The sequence below is a fragment of the Acidovorax sp. Q11 genome (genome assembly GCF_054950075.1).
The window spans coordinates 227720-249925 of record NZ_JBUDZG010000003.1; the positions used below are offsets into that span (position 1 = coordinate 227720).

Sequence of the window (22206 nt, forward strand, 5' to 3'; positions counted from 1 at the left end):
GCTCGCCTCCTAGAACCCCAGCACCCCAATGTCCACCGCATCCACCTGCCCGGCCTCCAGGAACGCCTGCCCGTAGCGCAGATACACCCCCTCGCGCACAAACACCTCGAACAGGTCGGGGTCGATGTGCCCGTTGTCGCGCATCCTGCACATGATGGCCAGCGCCTGCGACAGGGTCATGCCGCTTTTGTAGGGCCGGTCGGCTGCCGTGAGCGCCTCGAAGATGTCGGCAATGCCCATCATGCGCGCCTGCAGCGACATTTGCTCGCGCGTGAGGCCGCGCGGGTAGCCCTTGCCGTCCATGCGCTCATGGTGGCCACCTGCGTATTCGGGCACGTTCTTGAGGTGGCGCGGCCAGGGCAGCGTCTCCAGCATCTTGATGGTGGCAACGATGTGGTAGTTGATGGTGTCGCGCTCGGACTGGTTCAGCGTGCCCGCGCGGATGGTGAGGTTCTCCACCTCTTCGGCGCTCAGAAAGCTGGTCTGCACGCCCTGCGGGTTGCGCCAGTGGCGCATGGCGGCGATGTCGCGCACACGCTGCTGGTCTTCGGGGCGCATGGCCTCGGTGCCGGTGTTGCTGCGGCGCAGAAACTCGCGGTCTTCTTCCAGCGCGTGGATCTCGTGCTGCAGGGCCTGCAGCTCCTGCCCCTCGGCACGCGCGTCCATCACGGGGCGCAGCGCCAGCTGGCGGCGCAGTGCGGCCAATTCGGCGTCGCGCTTGAGCACTTCAAACCGCGTATCCACCAGGCCAATGCGGTCGTAGATGGTCTGCAGCTTGGTGGCCTTGTCCACCACATGCACGGGCGTAGTGATCTTGCCGCAGTCGTGCAGCAGGCCCGCCATCTTCAGCTCGTACCGGTCGCGGTCCGTCATGCTGAAACCCGCCAGCGGCCCCTCGCGCGTGGCATCCACGGCCTCGGCCAGCATCATGGTGAGGGCGGGCACGCGCTGGCAGTGGCCGCCGGTATAGGGCGATTTTTCGTCGATGGCCAGGTTGATGAGGTTCACGAACGACTCGAACAGGCGTTCGAGCTGCGTGATGAGCAGCCGGTTGGTGAGCGCAATGGCCGCCTGCGAGGCCAGCGACTCAGCCAGGCTCTGGTCGGCTTGCGAGAAGGTGATGACCTCGCCCGTGTCCGGGTCGCACGCGTTGATGAGCTGCAGCACGCCGATGAGTTCGCGGTCGTGGTTTTTCATCGGCACAGTGAGGAACGACTGCGACCGGTAGCCCGTGCGCTGGTCAAACGCCCGCGTGCCCGAAAAATCAAACCCTGCCGCACTGTAGGCGTCGGCAATGTTCACCGTGCGGTCGTGGATGGCCGAGTGCGCCGCCACCAGCGAATCGTTGGGCGCACCATCGGCGGTGCGCAACGGCAGCAGCGGCAGGTCGATCGGTTTGCCCGTGGTGCCCCCCAGGCGGATGCCCAGTGAGTCGGTGCGCAGGATCTCGAACTTGAGGGCCGACTGGTCCTCCGTCACGCTGTAAAGCGTGCCCCCGTCAGCGCCGGTGATGGTCTTGGCCGCCTCCAGGATGTTCTCCAGCAGCCGGTCGATGTCCCGCTCACGCGAGAGCGCCGCACCAATGCCGTTGAGCTGTTCGAGCCGGCGGAACAGATGGATCGTGGATTCCTTGCTCATACAACCACCTTGGAAACAGCGTTGGCGACCGTGCATCGTAACGAAAGGTGACAGCTATCATCACCCCCTCCTTCCAAAAACGCCCATTTCGTGGACTCGGTCACACCCCGCTTTCTCACCGCCGCGCTCTACCAGTTTGTGGACCTGCCGGACTTTGCCGCCCTGCAAGGGCCCCTGCAGTCCCTGTGCGACACCCACGGAGTGCGCGGCATGCTGCTGCTCGCGCCCGAGGGCATCAACGGCACCATTGCAGGCGAACCACAGGGCGTGCACGCCGTGCTGGCCTGGCTGCGCAGCGATGCACGCTTTGCCGCCCTGCAGCACAAGGAAGCGCACGCAGAGCGCATTCCCTTCTACCGCATGCGCGTGCGACTCAAGCGCGAGATCGTCACCCTGGGTGTGCCGGGCCTGAACCCCGGGCGCAATGCAGGCACCTATGTGAAGCCCGAAGACTGGAACGCCCTCATCGACGACCCTGGCGTGGTGGTGGTGGACACACGCAACGACTACGAGGTGGGCATTGGCACGTTCGAGCGCGCCATCAATCCACACACCCAGACCTTTGCGGAGTTCCCGGCCTGGGTGGCGCAGCAGTCGCAGCCGGGCGGCGTGCTGGCAGGCAAACCGCGCGTGGCCATGTTCTGCACGGGCGGCATCCGCTGCGAAAAATCCACGGCCTTCCTCAAGTCACAGGGTTTCGATGAGGTGTACCACCTCGAAGGCGGCATCCTCAAATACCTGGAAACCGTACCCGAGGAGTCCAGCCGGTGGCATGGCGACTGTTTTGTGTTCGACGAACGCGTGTCGGTCGGCCACGGCCTGGTGCCGGGCCACCACCAGCTGTGCCGCTCCTGCCGCATGCCACTGGGCGAGGCCGAGCTGCAGTCGCCCCACTACGTGGCGGGCGTGAGCTGCCCCTACTGCCACGGCACCCGCACGCCCGAGCAGGAGCGCGCACTGGCCGAGCGTGAGCGGCAGATGCAACTGGCCCGGCAGCGCGGACAAGAGCACATCGGCGCACAGCAGCCCGGCCGCCCCGCACGCACTGCTGCCAAGGACGCGGGTGACGATGGCGTGGGTGGCACCACGTGACCGCCCTGCCCGTCCTCTATTCCTTCCGCCGCTGCCCCTACGCCATGCGCGCCCGCCTGGCACTGGCCGTGAGCGGCCAGGCCTGCGAGCTGCGCGAAGTGGTGCTCAGGAACAAGCCCCAGGGCCTGCTGCTGGCCTCGCCCAAGGGAACCGTGCCCGTGCTGGTGCTGCCCAGCGGCCAGGTGCTGGAGCAAAGCCTGGAGATCATGCTGTGGGCGCTGGCACAGCACGCCCCAGAGGGCTGGCTGACTCCGAGCCAGGGCACAGTGCAGGACATGCTTGCGCTGATTGCCGAATGCGATGGCCCGTTCAAGCAGACGCTGGACCGGTGCAAGTACCCCAGCCGCTACCCCGATACCGACATTGGCGCAGAACACGCCAAGGCGGTGGCGTGGCTCGGCTCGCTGGAGGCACGTTTCTCCTCGACTCAGCCTTACCTGTTCGGTACCCACGCCGCCCTGGCCGACATGGCAATTGCGCCTTTTGTGCGGCAGTTTGCGGGTATTGATCCGGACTGGTGGACGGCGCAGCCCTGGCCCCGCTTGCAAGCCTGGCTGGCGCAATGGCAGGCCAGCGATCTTTTGGCCAGCGTGATGCACAAGCTGCCAGCGTGGGTGGATGGGACGGAGGGTGTGCAGTTCCCGCACGCGGTCGAGAGTACCGACTGAATCGCTGGCCAAGGTTCTCCTTGAGATCAGGGCTCAGGGCACCATGTTCTTCAGACTCTCCGTGCACCACACCGGCTAAAGTTGCTGGAGCGCGCGTTGTTTCAGCAATGCGCCATCCAACACCCTGTCGGGCTTTGCGACTGGACAGCCACATCAAACAACCCTGGATTTGCCAAAGATGAAGATCATCGACGAGATGCTGAACCTGGACCTGCTCACCCACGAGCAGCACCTGCAAATCAGCGCATGGATCGCCCGCTCCTCATCCCCTGACGAGATACTTCAGATGCCTGCGCCACTGTGGCAGGCCGTGGAGCGCGCCAGCCATACCATGGGCATCCATGAGGACCTTCTGCGTCCGCCCTCCCTGGACGCTGGTGACGCTGTTTTTGTCTGACCGCAGCCCCTGCACCCGCTCAGACACCCGGAACGGCTGGCGTCTCTTCGGCGGGCTGCCCAAGACCCATAACCGGCCTTCAACGAAAAAGCGCTCCGAAGAGCGCTTTTTGTTTTGTGAGCCAGACCGAGAAAATCAAGCCATTGAGTAGCCCGAGCTGCCCTTGTTGCCGCCCTTCAGCCCACGCACCAGCAGCGCCAGCAGCACCACCGCGAACCCTACAAAACACACAAACGACCAGTTGGCAATCGAGCCTCCCAGGAAGGTCCAGTCAATCGCAGCGCAGTCACCCGAGCCCCGGAAGATCATGGGGATGGCGCGGCTGATGGGGTAGTTTTCGATCATGCCGTAGAAGTCGCGGCCGCAGGTGGCGACTTCGGGCGGGTACCACTGCAGCCAGCTTTGGCGAGCCGCCACAAAGGCGCCGAAGCCGGAGGCGATCAGGGCCAGCACGCCCCAGCCCATCCACCAGCCTTTTGAGCCCCTTGCGCTTGCCAGGCCTGTGAAGATTGCTACACCAATGAGAGCATAGCGCTGCACGATGCACATGGGGCAAGGCTCCAGGCCCACCACATGCTGCAGGTACATGCCAAAGGCCAGCATGGCCACACAAGCCGCACTGATCAGCGCCAGCACGCGGCGCGGGGCCTGATCGATCCAGTTCAACACCATCATTCTTATCCCTCATCCAATAGCCGTTGCAAACGGTGCCGCCTCCGAAACAGGCGCGGCCCATGCCAGTGCACCCGTGGATCTGGCTCCGCCAGTCCACCGGGTGCGTCCCCCTCAGGGGGAAGACGCGCAGCGGCTCAGGGGGAGTCAGATTCCAGCGGCGTGATCCAAGAACACTCGGGCGCGGCGTGGTGTGACCACCAGCGTTTCGCCCTCTTTGAAACCCATTTCCTTGAACTGTTGCGCAGGGATCTGCGCTTCGATCAAGGATTCTGGGGACGCATTGTCCGCTGGTTTGTGGTCATCGGTCGGAATAAGTTCCAGCCGCGCAATGGGCCCCACCACGATGGCGCGGCTGAGTTGGGCCACGATGCCGCGCGGGCGGCCCTCGGCATCCAGGCCCGCGCCGGGGGAATAGCGCTCTACGTCCAGGTCGTGCGGACGCACGTAGGCAAAGGCCTTGGCGTTCTGGGCTGCCTGGTGCTCGGGCGAGTCGAGCTGCATGCCGTCCAGGTGCACCAGGCCTTCATGGGCGCGGCCATGGAACAGGTTCACGTCGCCCAGAAAGCCGTAGACAAACGGGCTGGCGGGTTGGTCCCACACCTGCTGGGGCGAGCCGCTTTGCTCAATGCGGCCCTGGTTGATCACCACCACGCGGTCGGCCACTTCCAGGGCTTCTTCCTGGTCGTGGGTCACGAAGATGCTGGTCACATGCAACTCGTCGTGCAGGCGTCGCAGCCAGCGGCGCAGTTCCTTGCGCACCTTGGCATCGAGCGCGCCAAAGGGTTCGTCCAGCAGCAGCACCTTGGGCTCCACCGCCAGGGCGCGGGCCAGGGCAATGCGCTGGCGCTGGCCGCCGGACAGCTGCGAGGGGTAGCGCTCGGCCAGCCAGTCCAGCTGCACCAGCTTGAGCAGGTCCATGACCTTTTTCTTGATCTGCGCCTCGCTCGGGCGCTCGCTGCGGGGCTTCACGCGCAGGCCAAAGGCCACGTTCTCGAACACCGTCATGTGGCGGAACAGCGCGTAGTGCTGGAACACGAAGCCCACGTTGCGCTCGCGCACATGCACGTCGGTAGTGTCTTCGCCGCTGAAATGGATGGTGCCCACATCGGCCGTCTCCAGCCCGGCAATGATGCGCAACAGCGTGGTCTTGCCGCAGCCCGAGGGGCCGAGCAGCGCAATGAGTTCGCCGGACTGGATGTCCAGGCTCACATCGCGCAGCGCCTGGAAGTCGCCGAACTGCTTGCTGACGTTACGGATTTCAATGCTCATGTTCTGTTTTCCTTCACACGCCAGCGGGCGCGGGGCGCTCGGGCGGCAATTCGGCGGCGGCCTTCAAGGCCTGTTCGTTGCGGTGCTCGGCAATGGTCTTGATGACCAGGGTGACCAGCGCCAGCAAAGCCAGCAGCGAGGCCGCAGCAAACGCAGCCACGGACTGGTACTCGTTGTAGAGAATCTCGACGTGCAGCGGGATGGTGTTGGTCTGCCCACGGATGTGGCCCGACACCACCGACACGGCGCCAAACTCGCCCATGGCCCGCGCGTTGCACAGGATCACGCCGTAGAGCAGGCCCCACTTGATGTTGGGCAGCGTCACATACCAGAAGGTCTGCCAGCCGCTCGCGCCCAGCACGATGGCGGCCTGCTCCTCGTCGTTGCCCTGTGCCTGCATCAGCGGGATCAGCTCGCGGGCGATGAACGGGAAGGTCACAAACACGGTGGCCAGCACGATGCCGGGCACGGCAAAGATGATCTTGATGTCGTGCGCCTGCAACCAGGGGCCAAACCAGCCCTGCGCGCCAAACATCAGCACATAGATCAGGCCCGCCACCACGGGCGACACCGAGAACGGCAGGTCCACCAGCGTGGTCAAGAAGGCCTTGCCCTTGAACTCGTACTTGGCAATGCACCAGGCAGCTGCCACGCCAAACACGAGGTTCAGCGGCACGGCGATCAGCGCAGTGATCAGCGTGAGCTTGATGGCCGACCAGGCGTCGGGTTCGCGCAGGCCTTCCAGGTAAGCACCAAAGCCCTTGCGCAGCGCCTCGGCAAACACGGCGGCCAGCGGCAGTACCAGGAACAGCAGCATGAAGGCCAGCGCCAGCGTGATGAGCGTGTAGCGTACCCAGGGCGCTTCGGTCGTGCCCGCTTGTGCACGGCGAATGGTTCGGGAGTTGTTGCCGCTCATGCTGGTGCCCCCGCGTGGCGGCGCTGCCAGGCTTGCAGCGCGTTGATGATGAGCAGCAGGATGAAGGAGATGACCAGCATCACCACAGCCACGGCGGTGGCGCCTGCGTAGTCGTATTGCTCCAGCTTGCCGATGATGATGAGGGGCGTGATCTCGGACACCATGGGCATGTTGCCGGCGATGAAGATCACCGATCCGTATTCACCCACCGCCCGCGCAAACGCCATGGCAAAGCCGGTGAGCAGTGCGGGCGTGATGGAGGGCAGGATGACCTTGGTGAAGGTCTGCAGGCGCGTGGCGCCCAGGCAGGTGGCAGCTTCTTCCAGCTCCTTCTCGGCGTCTTCCAGCACGGGCTGCACAGTGCGCACCACAAATGGCAAGCCGATGAAGATCAGCGCAATCACGATGCCTGCGGGCTTGAACGCGAGCTGGATGCCCATGGGCTCCAGAATGCTGCCGACCCAGCCATTGCCGGCCAGCAAGGCCGTGAGCGAGATGCCTGCCACGGCGGTAGGCAGCGCAAAGGGCAGGTCTACCAGCGCATCCACGATCTTCTTGCCCGGGAACTTGTAGCGCACCAGCACCCACGCGATCAGCAGGCCAAACACCAGATTGACCAGCGCCGCGAGAAACGATGCGCCAAAGGTCAGCCGGTACGACGCCATCACACGCGGTGCGCTGATGGCCGCCCAGAACTGCTCCCAGGTCAGAGTGAAGGTCTTGAAGATCAGTGCCGACAACGGGATCAGCACGATGATGCTCAAGTAGAAAAGGGTGTAGCCCAGTGACAGCCCGAAACCGGGCAGCACGCGCTTGGGCGCGCGCCGTCCGGCCGGGGCTGCGGCCACAGCGGTCGCAGTGGTCATAGATGCAGTGGTGAGTCGGGAGAAGCGCTGCGCCTACTTACTTGGCGCCGGGCGTGTACAGCTTGTCGAACTGGCCGCCATCATTGAAGTGCACCTTCTGCGCTTCGGTCAGCGAGCCGAAGTACTTGGCCACCGTGAACTGCTTGAGCGGCTTGAAGGTGTCGGCGTACTTCTTGAGCACGGTCTCCGAACGGGGGCGGATGGCGTGCTTGGCTGCGATCTCTTGCGCTTCTTCCGAGTACAGGTAGTCCAGGTACGCCTTGGCCAGCTGGGCGGTGCCCTTCTTGGCCACGGTGCGTTCCACCACGGCCACGGGGTTCTCGGCCACCACACTCACCGAGGGGTAGATCGCATCGACCTTGCCGGCGCCGAACTCGCGGTCGATGGAGACCACTTCGGATTCAAAGGTGATCAGCACATCGCCCTGGTTGCGCTGAAGGAAGGTGGCGGTGGCATCACGCCCGCCCTTGGCCAGGATGGGCACGTTTTTGTAGAGCTTGCCCACAAACTCGGCGGCCTGCGCCTCGGTGCCACCCTTTTCACGCACGGCGCCCCAGGCAGCCAGATAGGCATAACGGCCGTTGCCGCCAGTCTTGGGGTTCACCACAATCACCTGCACGCCGGGCTTGATGAGGTCGTCCCAGTCCTTGATGTTCTTGGGGTTGCCGTTGCGCACCAGGAACAGCATGGTCGAGGTGGTGGGCGATGCGTCGTGCGGAAACTTCTTGGCCCAGTCCTTGGCCACCACGCCGCTGTCGGCCAGGAACTGCACGTCGGTGGTGGTGTTCATGGTGACCACGTCAGCAGCCAAACCGTCGTTCACAGCACGGGCCTGGGCGCTCGATCCAGCGTGCGACTGGTCGATCTTCACGTCCTGGCCCGTGGTCTTCTTGTAGTGCGCGGCAAAGGCAGCGTTGTAGTCCTTGTAGAACTCGCGGGCCACGTCGTACGACACGTTGAGCAGCGAATTCTGAGCGGCAGCCATGCCACTGGCGGCCAGGGCCAGGGAGGCAAGAAGGGTCTTGAGTTTCAAAGAAGTCATGGTGTTGTCGCCCAAAAAATTGCTGGAGATGCCGGATTGTGCGGAGGCGCCCTTAAAACTCAAAAGAATATATTCTTGTTAAATAATCAACTATTGGCATATAGAGTATTGATGGCCTGCGCGCAGCAGATAGCGGCCGCATTTTTCTCATCAAAAATGGCCTCTTCGCCTTACCAGAAAGGTTCTTTAGATATCATAAAGATAGCAATCAAAGCGCAGCGGGCAGGGAGTGCTCATGGGTGGCTGCGGATGGATGGGCGGCAGACCCACCCTCCAGCGACTGCAGCAACGCCCAACCCAGGGGCCATTCGCCATGGCCCGAGTCGATGTTGATGTGCCCCGCGTTCTGCATGCGCACAAACTCGCTTCCCCAGGCCCGTGCATAGGCGCCCGCCAGGCGGATGGGGCAAAACGGGTCGTTGCTGCTGGCCACCACGATGCTGCGGTAGGGCAGCGCGGCATACGGTACGGGCGCAAAGTCGCTCAGGATGGCCCGTCGCTCCGGGTCGGCCGGGGCTACCAGCAGCGCACCACACACCTTGGCTGCAGCCTCCGGGCCCATGTGGTTGGTGGCAATGCAGCCCAGGCTGCGCGCCACGATCACCACAGGGTGCGGCGCGGCCAGCACGGTCTTCTCCAACTGGTTCACCCAGGCCGAACGCGTGGGCGTGATCCAGTCGTCCTGTACCACACGACTCGCGTTGGGCAGGCGCTCGGCCCACAGGCTCTGCCAGTGGCCGGGGCCCGAGTCCCGCCAGCCGGGGACGATGATGATGGAGGTCTTAGTGGTCACAGGGCTGGCATTCTGCGAGCCGCTCTTTAAAACCCAAACGACTTAATTCTTGTTATTTAATCGCCAAATCATCTAACAAACACCGATTTTCCACCGCCATCAGGTCTTTGGTCCTTTTTTGCGATCGGTTTAACCCCATCCACCCGTCCCGTTCGTTTCACCCAGCACCACCACTTTTTTGATGGAGCTGCCATGAAACCCCGTACCTTCACCCTGTCCACCCTCCCCGCCATCACCGCCCTGACCACACTGCTGGGCCTGGCCCACTTCCCCGCCCAGGCCATTGGCCGCCTGGCCGATGTGACCATCGTGGACCGCGACACCGGCGCCACGCTGCCGGTGCACTACGCCCGGGGCGAGTACTGGTTGGCCGGGCGCCCCGGCGCGCGTTATGCCATCAGCGTGCGCAACCGGCTGGGCGAGCGGGTGCTGGCCGTGCCCTCGGTGGACGGCGTCAATGTGCTCAGCGGCGAGACGGCCGCCTGGGACCAGCGCGGATATGTGTTCTCGCCGCACGAGCGCTACCAGATCACTGGCTGGCGCAAGAGCGACAGCCAGGTGGCGGCGTTTGAGTTTTCCCACATCGCCAACTCGTATGCCGCCCGCACGGGCCGCCCTGCGCACGTGGGCGTGATTGGCGTGGCGCTGTTCCGCGAGCAGCCGCCGGTGCCCCAACCCGCGCCTGCCATCATCCCCGAGCCCTACAGCCAGCGCCGCGACAACGGCCAGGGACTGGGGCGCCTGCGCGAGGAACCGGCATCGCCCGCGTCGCCCGCTGCCGCCGCACCCGCCCCGTCGGCCGAAGCCGAATCCTCCGCGCGGTCACTGTCTGCCGACAGCGTGGCCAAAGCCGTCCCCATGCCATCAGCCAAGCTGGGCACGGCCCATGGCCAGCGCGAGACCTCGGTCGTCTCGCACACCAGCTTCACGCGCCTGCAAGACCACCCCAATGAAGTCATCAGCATCCGCTACGACAGCCGCGAGAACCTGGTCGCCGCTGGCGTGATCCGCGAGCCCATTGCCCGGCCACATGTGCCCCGCGCGTTTCCGCAATCAGACAACCCGTCCTATGTACCCGACCCCCGGTAGGCCTTGAAGACGGCCACACTTGCAAGGCCCGCCGATGTATGAGGGCCTCGCATAATGCCCGGGTGCCCACCGCCCCACCCTCCAACGACACCGACGAGACGCTGATGCTGCGTTACGCCGGGGGCGATCTGGGCGCGTTCGACCAGTTGTACGGCCGGCACGAACTGGCGGTGTGGCGCTTTGTGTTTCGCAGCGTCAAGGTGCAGGCCGTAGCCGATGACCTGCTGCAGGACGTGTGGTTTGCGGTGGCGCGCAATGCCACCCGCTACGAGGTGAAGGCGAAATTCCGCACCTGGCTGTTCACCCTGGCGCACCACCGGCTGGTGGACCACCTGCGCACCGCCAGGCACCACACCAGCTTGGACGCCAGCGATGACGATGCGCGCACGCTGGCCGACACGCTGGTGGCCGACTCGGGCTTCGGGCCCGTGCGGCAGCTGCAGTCGCGTGAGCAGGCGGCCGCACTGATTGCGGCGGTGGAGCAGTTGCCGCTGGAGCAGCGCGAAGCCTTCTTGCTACAGGCCGAAGGCGACCTGAGCGTGCAGGAGATTGCCGAGGCCACCGGCGTGAACTTTGAAACCGCCAAGAGCCGCCTGCGCTATGCGCGGACCAGTCTGCGCCAGCACCTCAAGGAGTTTGTATGACCCGGCAGGACGACGATCTGGTCCGGCGCTACCACGAAGCCAGCGAACAGGAAGGCGCCCGCCCCGGTGCCCATGTGCGCGGGGCCGTGCGCGCCCATGCACAGATGGTGGCTGCCGCCCACGGGGCAGCCGCAGTGCCACAGCCTGCCGCCCCCGCATCTGTCGTCCCTGCGCGCACCGCCGCCAACCAGGCACGTTGGAAGATCTCGGCCCTGGCCACCCTGGCCGTGGTGGGGCTGACCGGCTTGCTGATGCTGCAGTTCGAGCGTGGCACACCCGAAGAGCGGGACACCGCGTTCAGCCACCGCCGTGCCGAGGCGCCCGCGCCTGCCGCCCAACCCGCCCCAGCCCCCGCGCCCTCAGCCAACCCCGCAACCAAGCCCCTGCCGGAGCCCCTCTCCGCGCCCCCGTCGGCCACACTGCCAGCCCCCGACAGCCCGCAGGAGCAGGAGCGTGCCAACAGCACCGCCAGCAAAGCCACGGAGGCCGTGGCCCCCAAGCCCGCCACGGCGCCTCCTGCTTCGCCTGCGCACACAGCGCCCCCCATGCAGCCCTTGGCCAAGACCGCGCCAATACCGGCTCCTGCTGCGGCTCCGGCTGCGCCCCCCGTGCCCGCGCCAGCCCCCCCGGCAGCCGCAGACACAGCAACCCTGCCAGCCCCCCGCGCAGCCGGAGCCATTTCCGGGTTCCCCGCATCGCCCTCCCCGGCCGCTGCCCCCAGCACCGAAAGGCGCGAGCGCGCAGCCGCAGCGCCCACAGAACAGGCCCCACCAACGGCCGCGCCCGCGCCCCAGGCAGCCGCCGCTGCAGCAGCCCCGGCCGCCCGCAGCCCGCTGGCCGACTCCATGGCCCGCGACAACAATGGGGCAGCCACCGCCTCCGTGCAGAAGCGCCTCGGGGCTTCGTTGCCAGGCAACGTGTGGGACGCCGCCCGCGTTGGCAACCCCCAGCAGGTGGAAATCCTCATCCACCAGGGCGCGCCTGTGGACGCCCGCGACAACGAGGGCAGAACCGCCTTGATGCTGGCGGCCATGAACGGCCACACCACCACTGCCCAGAAGCTCCTGGCCCTGGGCGCCAACCCCCGGCTGGTGGACCGCGAAGGCCTGAATGCGGCGCAGTGGGCTGCGCAGCGGGGACACGCGCGCCTGGCCGAGTTACTGGAGACGGTGCGCTGAGAGCGGCTGCGACGGGCTGTCCGGATGGATCAGCCGCGCACCGGGATCAGAACCGCACCCCCTCAAACGCCGGGTGCAACACATCAATCCAGTGATCCAGCTCGTCCTGCGTCACATGCAGGTGGTCCATGCAGGCCTCGCCGTGCTGGGTCCATTCGCGCGTGGGCGCCAGGCCGTCGTGCTGGTTGACCAGAAACTCGGCCAACAGGCCCAGGGCCACCAGGTGGCGCACGGTGGGGTCGAAACGTTCGTCGTCCAGGCACGCAAAGTCGTGGTGCAGCCAGATGGCTTGGGCTACGTCGCCTGGCAGGTGCCAGGTGCGCGCGACGATGGCGCCCATCACGGCGTGGTCGGTGCGGTGGCTGGCGTTTTCGGTCTGGGTGAAGGTGCGGTCCTTGCGGGCCAGGGCCTCGGTCACGGTGCCTGCGTAGCCACGCACGGCCTTCACCAGCACGGGCATGCCCACATGGCAGAACAGGCCAAAGCTGTAGCCCAGGCCGGGGTCAAAGCTGTAGAGCTGGTGGCCGATGTGCTCGCAGGCAATGGCGCGGCGCTGCGAGCTTTCCCAGAAGTGGTCGAGCAGCGGCGAGCGCACCTGCAGCGCGTTGCGCGTGATGAAGGCCGACATCAGCTCCACCGCCGGGCGCAGCCCCAGCACCGTGAGCGCCATGCCCACCGTCTGCACCGGCTGGGCCAGGCCATAAAGCGGGCTGTTGGCCAGCCGCATCACGGCGGCGGCCAGGGCTACGTCCGACGCCGCCAGTTGCTCCAGCGCTGCAGCGTCCAGCTCGGGCTCGGCCATGATCTGCTGCAGGCGCAGCAGCGACTCGGGGCATGGCGGGATCACGATGGCGCGCACGGCGGGGTGCGCGCGGGCTTGCCGGATGTCTTGGTCGATGGAGTGAGAAGCGGTCACAAAGGCCCAGTTCCGGGCCGTTCCGCGCAGCGCCACACCCAGTGACGCCCAGGTGCGCTGTGGTGCAGGAAGGAAGACAGCCCAAACAGTTGCAATTCGTTGCATTGTGGGGCCAAAAATGCGCGCGGCGGGTGCCGTCCCACAGGGGCACACGGTCTTTGTGACGGCCGCTTGCCAAGCCCGTGCAAAGCGCCCCCTGCTGCGCCGGATTACCCCGGATTGCCCCCGGGTTGCCCGGTCAGATATCGGCGCCGTCCACTCCCTGCAACGCTTGGCGCGTGCTCAGGCTGCTGCGCCCGGGCATGGCATCGCCCAGAAAATCCAGAAAACGCCGCACGGCAGGCGACAGCCCCCGGCGCGACGGGAACACTGCATGCACGATGGCGGGCGCGGGCGCCCAGTCGGGCAACACGCGCACCAGCTTGCGCTCGCGCATTTCGTCCTGGCACATGTAGTCGGGCATCCAGCACACGCCCGTGCCCGCCACGGCGGCGAACTTGAGCGTGAGCAGGTCGTCGGCCACGTAGCGCGGCGTGTGCTGCACCACCTGGTGCACACCGCCCGGGCCAATCAGGTTCCAGGTCGATCGGCCGTCGGGCGCCGACATGGCAATGCTGTCGAGCTGGGCCAGGTCTTCGAGCGTCTTCGGCGTGCCCTGGCGGATCAGCAGCTCGGGGCTGGCCACCAGGATCTGCGTGGTGTGATCGAGCCGCTTGACCACCATGCTGCCGCTGTCGTCCACCGAGGGGCGCACGCGCAACGCCACGTCGATGCCCTCTTCCACCAGGTTCACGGCGCGGTTGCTCACCAGCATGTCGATGCGCACCTCGGGGCAACTGGCCAGGAACCGGGGGATCAGCTCGGCCACCACGGTCTGCGCCAGCGTGACGGGGCAGCTCACGCGGATGGTGCCGCGCGGCACGGTCTGCACCTGGGCCACCGTGTCGGCCGCCGCCTGGGCCGATTCGCGCATGGCCTGGCAGTGGCGCAGATAGGCCTCGCCCACCTCGGTCAGCGAGAGCTTGCGGGTGGTGCGCTGCAGCAGGCGCACGCCCAGGTGGGTCTCCAGGTCGGACACGCGCCGCGACAGGCGCGACTTGGGGATGCCCAGCGCACGGCCCGCTGCGGCAAAGCCGCCGCGCTCCACCACTTCGGCGAAATAGAGCATGTCGTTGAGGTCTTGCATAAAGTACATCGTCCTACTGATAGAACAATCTATCGCAAGTTCACCACCTTATCAACATTTTGATGAATCTTCACAATTCATCCCATGGCCACACGCTGTGGCTCCATCCACAGACCTTCCAGGAGTTTTCCATGCAACTGCTTCACATCGACTCCGCCATCACCGGCGAACAATCCGTGTCCCGCCAACTGACGGCCCGCACCGTGGCCGCCTGGCAAGCAGCCCACCCCGGCACCACCGTGCAGTACCTGGACCTGGCCCAGCAGGCGCCTTCGCACCTGTCGGCCCAGTCGCTGGGCTTTCGAACCGGCCAGGCCGCAGCCACCGAGGCAGAGCGCGCTGAAAACGCACTGTCCGAAGCCCTAGTGAGCCAGTTCCTGGCATCCGACGTAATCGTGATTGGCGCGCCGCTGTACAACTTCTCCATCCCCAGCCAGCTCAAGGCCTGGATCGACCGCCTGGCCCAGGCTGGCCGCACCTTCAAGTACACCGACAAGGGCCCCGTGGGCCTGGCCGGTGGCAAGACGGTGATCGTGGCCTCCACCCGTGGCGGCGTGTATTCGACCAGCGAAGGCGGCCAGGCCATGGAACACCAGGAGAGCTACCTGAAGGTGGTGTTCGGCTTCTTCGGCATCACCGACGTGCGTTTTGTGCGCGCCGAAGGCGTGGCCATGGGCCCCGACGCCAAGGCCGCCGCCCTGGCCTCGGCCGACGTGGAGATCAGCGGCCACACCAGCGTGGCCGCCAACCAGGCGCGTGTATCGCAGGCTGCATAAGTTGCAGGCCGCCCAGGCAGCGGCCACCCAGCCCCTATCTAACACCCGGCCATGTGCCGGGTGTTGCGCTTTGGAGGCGCATGATTCAAAGAAAAATCGACCCCACCGCGCGTCCATCATGCCTTGTTAGCTATCATTTTTGATAGCCTGCACCCACGGACCACCGGCCACGGGCTGCAGCCAGTGCCGCGCCAGCTCCTCGGGCGCCAGCGCAGGCGCAAACAGCCAGCCCTGAAACCGCTGGCAACCCATCTTGACCAAGAGCTGCCACTGCGCTTCGGTCTCCACCCCTTCGGCCACCACCTCCAGGCCCAGCGCGCGGGCCAGGGCGTTCACGGTGGCACAGATCTCGCGGTCGTTCGGGTCCACCACGATGTCGCGCACAAACTCCTTGTCGTTCTTCAGCTCGCTCACCGGCAGGCGCTTGAGCTTGACGAGCGACGAGTGGCCGGTGCCGAAGTCGTCGATGGAGAGCACAAACCCGGCGCTTTTCAGGTCCAGCGCCATGGCGTAAAGCGACTCGTCCAGCAGCTGCGACTCGGTGATCTCCAGCACCAGGCTGGCGGGCGCCACCCCGGCGGGCTGCGCGATGCCCAGCAGGGCCTGCGCAAACCCCGGCTCGCGCAGCTGGATGGTGGACACATTGACCGACACCACCGGCACCTGCCAGCCCTCGGCGCGCCACTGCGCCACCTGGCGGCAGGCGGTTTCGAACACCCACAGCCCCATGGGCACGATGAGTCCGCTCTCCTCGGCCAGCGGGATGAACTCATCGGGCGGCACCGGCTTGCCGTCCACCGACCAGCGCAGCAGCGCCTCGGCCCCCACCGTCTGGCGCAGGTGGTTGAGCTGCGGCTGGTACACCAGCGTGAACTCGCCGCCTTGCAGCGCGCCGTGAAGGCGGCGGCGCAGCTCCAGCCGGGTGCGCGTGGCCTGGGTGAACTCCTCGATGTAGAAGCGGTACGAGCCCCGCCCCGCACTCTTGGTGGCATGCAGGGCCGAGTGTGCGTGCCGCACCAGCTCCACGCTGTTGCTAGCATCGTCGGGGAACAGGCTGATGCCGATGCTCGCGCCCATGTACTGCGCCCCCACCTCCGACAGCTCCCAGGGCCGCGCCAACCCCTCCAGCAGCGTGGTCGCCAACTGCGCCAGCACCGTGCGAGACGCGGGGCGCTGCAGCATCACCGTGAACTGGTCATTGGCCAGCCGCGACACCAGCCACTGGCCTTCGAGCAGCTGGTGGATGCGCTGCGCCACCTCGCTCAGCAGCGCATCGCCCACGCGGTGGCCGTAGGTTTCGTTCACGCTCTTGAAGTGGTCCAGGTCGATCAGCAGCAGCGCCACGCAGCGGTCGGGCGCCTGCGTGGCGCGTGCGGCCTCGGCCACGGCGCGCTCCAGCGCGTCTTCAAAGTAGCGGCGGTTGGGCAGGCCCGTGAGGGCGTCGAAATGCGCCACGTGGTAGAGCCGCTCTTCGTTGCGCAGCACCGCCGCCTCGGCCGTGCGCAGGCGGTTGAGCAGGCCCACCACAATCGCCTGGCGCAGCGCCGCCAGCAGCAGCACCAGCAGGCAACACACCAGGATGAGCGCCTGCACCCCGGCCCGCCCATCGGGGGTGATGAAGAAAAGCCGCACCAGCGTGACGGCCGCCAGCCCCATCGCCACCAGGGGCACGCAGTTCATGGCCCGGTCGCAGCGCAGGCGGTAGTCCGGGTCGTCCGACACCTCAAACCGCAGCCCGCGCGCGCCCCAGCCCAGCGCCAGCGCGGCCAGGCTGAAGCTGGCGTTGAACACCATGCCCGGCAACACTTCGCCGCGCAGCAGCATCAGGTTCCACTGCATCCAGCTCAGGCCATAGCCCAGCATGCCCGCCAGCACCAGCAGGTGGGCCCGTGTGACGCGTACCCCCACCGTGGGCATGGCCAGCGCCGTCACGCCCGCCGCCGTCAGGTACACGGCCGGGTACAGCAGCAGCACCGTGGCCACCGCGAGCGGCTGGTCCTGCCCCGAGGGCAGGTAGATCACCAGGGTAAAGGCCAGCAGCGCCAGCACCGCGCCGCCAAAGTCCAGCGCGGCGGGGTAGGCGCGGTCCTTGGAAAGCCGCGCAAACGTGGCGCGGATCACCGTGGCCGCCCACAGTGGCCCCACGCTCAAGAAGAACAGGTCGGCAGGCGCCGGGAACGGGTTCCAGTCCAGCGCCACCTGCAGGTTCCACACCAGCTGCCCGGCCAGCACCAGCAACGTGCCCACCCACAGCCCCGTGTGCAGCAAGCGCTGGGCAGGCGGCACCTGCGCCCGCCCCCGCCAGGCCCAGAAGGCCGACAGGCCAAACGCCAGCGTCCACGAGGCGTTGTCAAAAAACAGCCGGGCCGACACATCCTGCACCCAGAGCGACGCCACAAACAGCAGCAAGGCTGCGCCCAGCCAGACCGCTGTGAGGGCTCGTTCGGCAAAGGGCATGGGGGTGGAGGGGCGGGTTGTTACCGAAGGTTACCCTTCCATTGTGGATGCAAGCGCTGGGGCGCTGTTTCCCCAGCGGGGCGCGGGGATACTGGGGACATGCGATTGCTACCAATGCGATAGCTAACAGCGCTTGATGGACAGGCGGCAGCGCCTGATTTCCTTTAGATCTTGGATTGCTGCATGCAGTATCCAAACTCCCCAGCCCTCGCGGGAGGGCTGGGGAGATGGCGTCACACCAGGCAACCGCAGCGCGCCCCCTTGCAGGGCGCGCCGACCGTCAGCCTCAGAACCCTGGCAGCACCGAGCCCTTGAACTCGGTCTGGATGAACTTCTTCACTTCTTCCGAGTGGTAGGCCTTCACCAGCTTGGCCACCCAGGGCTTGTCCTTGTCGGCTTCGCGCACAGCGATCAGGTTGACGTAGGGGCTCTTGGCGTTTTCTTGTGCAATCGCGTCCTTGCCAGGGTTCAGGCCGGCCGACAGCGCAAAGTTGGTGTTGATGGCCGAGGCGTCCAGGTCGTCCAGCGAGCGTGGCAGCTGGGCCGCGTCGAGTTCGACGAACTTGAGCTTCTTGGGGTTGCTCACCACGTCCAGCGGCGTGGCCTTCAGGCCCGCGCCCTCACGCAGCTTGATCAGGCCCTTGTCCTGCAGCACCAGCAGCACGCGGCCGCCGTTGGTGGGGTCGTTGGGGATGCCGAACTTGGCGCCTTCCTTCAGGTCTTCCAGCTTCTTGACCTTCTTGGAATACAGGCCGATGGGGAAGTTGACGGTGTAGCCCACCGACACCAGCTTGTAACCACGGTCTGCCACCTGCGCATCGAGGTAAGGCTTGTGCTGGTAGCTGTTGGCGTCCAGGTCGCCCGCCGACAGCGCGGCGTTGGGCTGCACGTAGTCGCTGAACTCGATGATCTGGATCTTCAGGCCGTCCTTCTCGGCGACCTTCTTCACCTGCTCGAAGATCTGCGCGTGGGGGCCGCCCGTCACGCCGATCTTGAGGGGCTTGTCCTGGGCGATCGCGCCGGTAGAGAAAGCGGCGGCAGCAGCCAAAGCCAGGGCAGATTGCAGGAGGAGGCGCTTGTTGTTGTTCACAGGAAAAACCTTTCGTAAAGAGATGGCTCGCATCCTAGGGTTTTCCCGTTAAAACCGGAACAACTAAGTTGTCATTTCATTACAACCCAATCGCATATAAAAACATGCACCCTGCACTTTGAAAAGGCGCACGCTCCCTCAGCGGCCACCGCGCAAGGGCCGCCAAGCCGCGCATGCAGCGCTTCGCTTGCGTGCGCTGGTGGCGTCCCGCTTTGGGGGAAGGCGCGCAGCGCCTCAGGGGGTCACCCTCTTAACGCCACATTGTTCAGCTTGTCCAGCCGTTCGGGCCAGGTGCCTTCCACCGTCGCGCCCTGCAGCAGGATGCGCGTCCAGGCCACCCAGGCGTCCCACTGCACGCGCTTGTCCCAGGCATTGCCCCAGGCGCTGAACAGGTGCAGCGCGCTCTCGGCGGCGGCCTTGGCGTCGTCTTTGCGGCCAGCGGACAGGTACAGCTGGGCCAGCACCATCTGCGGCTCGCCCACCCAGGGGTTGTGACGCACGGCGCTTTCCAGTACGCCGGTGGCCACGTCCAGGTCCACCAGCGGCTGGTCTTGCTGGATGACCGACCAGTACAGCGACGTGGCCGCCGCCTCGTTGGCGGCAGACAGGTACTGCGAGCAGTGCGCAAACACCGGCGGCATGGGCAGCACATCCTTCAGCCCCGGGTGCTGCAGCGCCTTGGCCAGCCCATTGATCTGGTGCACCATGCGCCCCGACGGCCGCATGGGCCCGGGCCAGAGCGATGCGGCCCAGTGCGCCTTCTGGTTGCGGTGCTGCACCTCGGGGAAGCGCGAAAAGATGTCGTCCTGCCAGCTGAACCACTGCTCGATGGTGTCGGCCATGCTCACGATGATGAAGGCCGCCACCTCGTAGGGCGTAAGCACATTGTTCTGCCCATCCTTTTGCAGCACCAGGCTGCCATCGGCCTCCAGCGCGTGGGCCAGCACCTTTTGTACAAACTGCGTGCGCGACTGGGTGCAGAACAGGTAGACCAGGTGCTCGGCCGACTCGCCCGCAATCTCGCGCACCCGGGCACGCTCCTTGGCGGGGTCGAACTTCACCAGGTCCACAAACGCATTGCCATACACGCTGTGTAGCAGCCCCAGCAGGCGCACATCGCGCGGCTGCTGCCACACCGTGAGCGTGCGCGTCACGCCCACGAGGTGGTGGCGAAACGTACCCGCCTTGTGCCAGTCCTGCCCCACATTGCGCGCCAGCACCGTGGGCAACACGGGCGCCAGTTCGGGGTCACGGGTCAGCCACTCGTCGTCGAGCAGCGGCAGCGCGCGGGCAAACAGGTCGGCGTCCAGGGGGTGAAGCGGCAGGGTCATGGTGGGGTGTCTCCGGTGTTCTCGTGCGATCAGGCAGATCCGGTGGGTCGAACGGATCGGCGGTTGGGTGAAGAAAAATGCAGAGTACACACAGTATCAGCATCGCCCCTGGCCCGCGCCAGCGGGCACACCCTGCGGGTTACAAGCAAAAATAGGCCTCACCGCGCGACTGGATTGCCCAGGCAGCTATCAAAAATATAGTAACCACCCCCAACGCAGCGCGTACCGGCGCTCCGTATCGCGCAAAGTCACTCTGGTGAAGCCCGGTAGTTTCCAGTTTTATGGATTTCATTTCCATTAAACTGCCGCCATGGACATCCACCACCACATCGCCCAGCGCCTGCGCGAACTGCGCAGCGCCCGGGGCTACTCGCTCGACGCCCTGGCCGAACGCAGCGGCGTGAGCCGCTCCAACATCTCGCTCATCGAACGCGGCGAAAGCAGCCCCACGGCGGCCGTGCTCGACAAGCTGGCCATCGGCCTGGGCGTGGCGCTGGCCTCGTTTTTTGACGAAAGCGCCGATGGAGGTGATGGCAATGCAAGTGCCGCCGCCCCCTCTCCTCACATCCGCGCCGCCGACCAGCCCCGGTGGCAAGACCCTGCCTCGGGCTACTTTCGCCGCCGCCTCTCGCCCCCTGCGCCCTCGCCGCTGCAGCTGGTGGAAGTCGTCTTCCCCCCCGGCCAGCGCGTGGCCCTGGACTCGGCTGTGCCGGGCGCCGACATCCACCAGCAGGTCTGGCTGCTGGAAGGCCGCATGGAGCTGACCGTGGGCGACACCCTCTGGCCACTGGCCGCAGGCGACTGCCTGGGCATGCAGCTCAACCAGCCCATCGTGTTCCACAACCCCGGCACCGTGCCTGCGCGCTACCTGGTGGCGCTGGCCACGGTCGCGCCCTTTGCTGCGCTCGCACCACTCGCCCCGCGCAGCCAGCCGCCTGCGCGCGTAGCCACGACCACCACCCCACCCACCGCCCGGAGAAAACCATGACCGCCGCCTCCAGCCACGCACCAGCCCAGCCCCCATCCGCCACCACCATCCGCCGCCTGGGCCCCAATGAAGCTGCCGCCAGCGTGGGCGCGCTGGCCGATGTGCTGATCGACTGCGTACACGGCGGCGCCTCGGTCAGCTTCATGGCGCCCCTGCCCCGCGACAAGGCCCTGGCCTTCTGGCGCAACGTGGCCGACGGCGTGGCGCGCAACGAACGCGTGCTGCTGGTGGCCGAAGACGCCAGCGGCACCATCGTGGGCACCGTGCAGCTCATCACCGCCATGCCGGACAACCAGCCCCACCGCGCCGACGTCGCCAAGATGCTGGTCCACCGCCGCGCCCGCCGCCAGGGCATCGCCCAGCAACTCATGGCCGCCGTGGACGACGCTGCACGCGCCGAGCGCAAAACCGTGCTGGTGCTCGACACAGTCACCGGCGGCGACGCCGAACGCCTGTACGAGCGCGCAGGCTGGCAGCGCGTGGGCGTAGTGCCGGACTACGCACTGATGCCGGATGGGGCGTTGTGCGGGACGACGTTTTTTTGCAAGAGGGTGTGAGGGTGCTGCGCGGGGCGCGTCGCCGCAGTAAGCCGGTGGCTTTGGGTTGCCCGTTTGGCGCCCAAGTTTCACCTATCCGCGGGCTATAGTTCGCTCGTTGCAAGCCTGCCGGGTTTCTCGGATTTTTTACCTGGGTGCCTTCACAGTGCAGCGACTGCAAACCCAGGCGGCAAGCCATTCTCAGGAGTAATCAGTGGCCAGAGTGTCGCGCACGATCCAGTTTGTCCCGCAGGTTTTGCGGTCTAAATTCCTTTAGGCTGACGGAGCATCTCTGTGAAACAGCGCATCCGAGCCTGTCAGATGTTTTGTGTGTGAGGCATAGCATGTCAACAAGGAGCATGAATGCCACGCAAGACGAAGACAACCGCAGCAGCGGACAAGGCGGCGCAGCCGCAATTCTCAGCCGCAGCGCTTGAGCAACTGATCCCCGGGCCGGTGACGCCAGCCGAGCTTGAGGGCATCTTCCAGCAGTTCAAGAAGGCCGTATTGGAGCGCGCACTGGGCGCCGAGCTGAGTCACCACCTGGGCTACGCGCCCGGCCAGGCCAAGCCCGAAGGGGCTGCGGCCAATCACCGCAACGGCAAGAGCGCCAAGACCGTGCTGACCGACGTCGGCGCCTTGCGCATCGACGTTCCCCG

Annotated in this window: 22 protein-coding genes; 10 read left to right on the plus strand and 12 right to left on the minus strand. The window is 66.1% G+C overall.

Annotated features, from left to right (window positions below; all coding sequences use genetic code 11):
* Nucleotides 1-9 precede the first annotated feature (9 nt).
* Nucleotides 10-1638 (minus strand): GAF and HD-GYP domain-containing protein, encoded by a 1629-nt coding sequence (locus ACYZGB_RS04700; RefSeq protein WP_462387060.1) that lies wholly within the window; start codon nucleotides 1636-1638, stop codon nucleotides 10-12.
* A gap of 90 nt (nucleotides 1639-1728) precedes the next feature.
* On the opposite strand from ACYZGB_RS04700, the gene trhO reads away from it, so the two are divergent.
* From trhO to ACYZGB_RS04715, 3 genes are all read left to right on the plus strand, one after another.
* A complete protein-coding gene (gene trhO / locus ACYZGB_RS04705; protein WP_462387061.1) occupies nucleotides 1729-2730 on the plus strand; it encodes an oxygen-dependent tRNA uridine(34) hydroxylase TrhO in 1002 nt (333 codons plus the stop codon).
* Nucleotides 2727-3398: a glutathione S-transferase gene (locus tag ACYZGB_RS04710; RefSeq protein WP_462387062.1), complete on the plus strand. Its 672-nt coding sequence runs from the start codon at nucleotides 2727-2729 to the stop codon at nucleotides 3396-3398. The genes trhO and ACYZGB_RS04710 overlap by 4 nt, the downstream gene beginning before the upstream one ends.
* 178 nt (nucleotides 3399-3576) lie before the next feature.
* Nucleotides 3577-3795 carry a hypothetical protein gene (locus ACYZGB_RS04715; RefSeq protein ID WP_462387063.1) on the plus strand — a complete coding sequence of 73 codons (219 nt, stop codon included), beginning with the start codon at nucleotides 3577-3579 and terminating at the stop codon, nucleotides 3793-3795.
* Nucleotides 3796-3930: 135 nt separating this feature from the next.
* Here the strand turns inward: ACYZGB_RS04715 and ACYZGB_RS04720 are convergent, their stop codons facing one another.
* The 6 genes from ACYZGB_RS04720 to ACYZGB_RS04745 all read right to left on the minus strand — a co-directional run bounded on the left by ACYZGB_RS04720 (nucleotide 3931) and on the right by ACYZGB_RS04745 (nucleotide 9356).
* Nucleotides 3931-4467, minus strand: coding sequence for a disulfide bond formation protein B (locus ACYZGB_RS04720; RefSeq protein WP_462387082.1), 537 nt, complete (start codon nucleotides 4465-4467; stop codon nucleotides 3931-3933).
* Nucleotides 4468-4614: 147 nt separating this feature from the next.
* A complete protein-coding gene (locus tag ACYZGB_RS04725) occupies nucleotides 4615-5739 on the minus strand; it encodes a sulfate/molybdate ABC transporter ATP-binding protein (RefSeq protein ID WP_462387064.1) in 1125 nt (374 codons plus the stop codon).
* A gap of 13 nt (nucleotides 5740-5752) precedes the next feature.
* Nucleotides 5753-6655, minus strand: coding sequence for a sulfate ABC transporter permease subunit CysW (gene cysW, locus ACYZGB_RS04730; RefSeq protein ID WP_121506607.1), 903 nt, complete (start codon nucleotides 6653-6655; stop codon nucleotides 5753-5755).
* Nucleotides 6652-7521, minus strand: a complete 870-nt coding sequence (gene cysT, locus ACYZGB_RS04735) for a sulfate ABC transporter permease subunit CysT (RefSeq protein WP_063461773.1) — start codon at nucleotides 7519-7521, stop codon at nucleotides 6652-6654. The genes cysW and cysT overlap by 4 nt, the downstream gene beginning before the upstream one ends.
* Nucleotides 7522-7558: 37 nt before the next feature.
* The gene (locus tag ACYZGB_RS04740) at nucleotides 7559-8563 is read right to left on the minus strand and encodes a sulfate ABC transporter substrate-binding protein (protein WP_462387066.1); all 1005 of its coding nucleotides are present in this window, start codon (nucleotides 8561-8563) and stop codon (nucleotides 7559-7561) included.
* 208 nt (nucleotides 8564-8771) lie between these two features.
* Nucleotides 8772-9356 carry an RBBP9/YdeN family alpha/beta hydrolase gene (locus tag ACYZGB_RS04745; protein WP_462387067.1) on the minus strand — a complete coding sequence of 195 codons (585 nt, stop codon included), beginning with the start codon at nucleotides 9354-9356 and terminating at the stop codon, nucleotides 8772-8774.
* Nucleotides 9357-9548: 192 nt separating this feature from the next.
* Between ACYZGB_RS04745 and ACYZGB_RS04750 the strand changes: the two genes are divergently transcribed.
* From ACYZGB_RS04750 to ACYZGB_RS04760, 3 genes are read left to right on the plus strand one after another with little or no spacing between them, the layout of a single operon-like run.
* Nucleotides 9549-10445 (plus strand): hypothetical protein, encoded by an 897-nt coding sequence (locus ACYZGB_RS04750; RefSeq protein ID WP_462387068.1) that lies wholly within the window; start codon nucleotides 9549-9551, stop codon nucleotides 10443-10445.
* A gap of 38 nt (nucleotides 10446-10483) precedes the next feature.
* Nucleotides 10484-11089, plus strand: a complete 606-nt coding sequence (locus ACYZGB_RS04755) for a sigma-70 family RNA polymerase sigma factor (RefSeq protein WP_462387069.1) — start codon at nucleotides 10484-10486, stop codon at nucleotides 11087-11089.
* Complete coding sequence (locus ACYZGB_RS04760) at nucleotides 11086-12267, plus strand: ankyrin repeat domain-containing protein (protein WP_462387070.1); 1182 nt, start codon at nucleotides 11086-11088, stop codon at nucleotides 12265-12267. Before ACYZGB_RS04755 ends, ACYZGB_RS04760 begins: the two co-directional genes overlap by 4 nt.
* A 46-nt stretch (nucleotides 12268-12313) precedes the next feature.
* On the opposite strand, the gene ACYZGB_RS04765 is transcribed toward ACYZGB_RS04760, so the two are convergent.
* Nucleotides 12314-13183, minus strand: a complete 870-nt coding sequence (locus tag ACYZGB_RS04765) for an HDOD domain-containing protein (protein WP_462387071.1) — start codon at nucleotides 13181-13183, stop codon at nucleotides 12314-12316.
* A gap of 238 nt (nucleotides 13184-13421) precedes the next feature.
* Entirely contained in the window at nucleotides 13422-14369 is a 948-nt protein-coding gene (locus ACYZGB_RS04770; RefSeq protein WP_462387072.1) for a LysR family transcriptional regulator, read from the minus strand.
* Nucleotides 14370-14500: 131 nt separating this feature from the next.
* Between ACYZGB_RS04770 and ACYZGB_RS04775 the strand changes: the two genes are divergently transcribed.
* Nucleotides 14501-15145: an FMN-dependent NADH-azoreductase gene (locus ACYZGB_RS04775; protein ID WP_462387073.1), complete on the plus strand. Its 645-nt coding sequence runs from the start codon at nucleotides 14501-14503 to the stop codon at nucleotides 15143-15145.
* Nucleotides 15146-15271: 126 nt separating this feature from the next.
* Here the strand turns inward: ACYZGB_RS04775 and ACYZGB_RS04780 are convergent, their stop codons facing one another.
* The 3 genes from ACYZGB_RS04780 to ACYZGB_RS04790 form a co-directional block, all read right to left on the minus strand.
* Entirely contained in the window at nucleotides 15272-17602 is a 2331-nt protein-coding gene (locus ACYZGB_RS04780; protein ID WP_462387074.1) for a putative bifunctional diguanylate cyclase/phosphodiesterase, read from the minus strand.
* 286 nt (nucleotides 17603-17888) lie between these two features.
* Nucleotides 17889-18692 carry a MetQ/NlpA family ABC transporter substrate-binding protein gene (locus ACYZGB_RS04785; protein WP_462387075.1) on the minus strand — a complete coding sequence of 268 codons (804 nt, stop codon included), beginning with the start codon at nucleotides 18690-18692 and terminating at the stop codon, nucleotides 17889-17891.
* A gap of 242 nt (nucleotides 18693-18934) precedes the next feature.
* The gene (locus ACYZGB_RS04790) at nucleotides 18935-20023 is read right to left on the minus strand and encodes a DUF6817 domain-containing protein (RefSeq protein ID WP_462387076.1); all 1089 of its coding nucleotides are present in this window, start codon (nucleotides 20021-20023) and stop codon (nucleotides 18935-18937) included.
* Between the two features lie 310 nt (nucleotides 20024-20333).
* On the opposite strand from ACYZGB_RS04790, the gene ACYZGB_RS04795 reads away from it, so the two are divergent.
* The 3 genes from ACYZGB_RS04795 to ACYZGB_RS04805 all read left to right on the plus strand — a co-directional run.
* Nucleotides 20334-21011 carry a helix-turn-helix domain-containing protein gene (locus tag ACYZGB_RS04795; RefSeq protein ID WP_462387077.1) on the plus strand — a complete coding sequence of 226 codons (678 nt, stop codon included), beginning with the start codon at nucleotides 20334-20336 and terminating at the stop codon, nucleotides 21009-21011.
* The gene (locus ACYZGB_RS04800; RefSeq protein ID WP_462387078.1) at nucleotides 21008-21568 is read left to right on the plus strand and encodes a GNAT family N-acetyltransferase; all 561 of its coding nucleotides are present in this window, start codon (nucleotides 21008-21010) and stop codon (nucleotides 21566-21568) included. Before ACYZGB_RS04795 ends, ACYZGB_RS04800 begins: the two co-directional genes overlap by 4 nt.
* Before the next feature lie 342 nt (nucleotides 21569-21910).
* A partial coding sequence (locus ACYZGB_RS04805; RefSeq protein WP_462387079.1) for a transposase occupies nucleotides 21911-22206 on the plus strand: 296 nt, incomplete at its 3' end.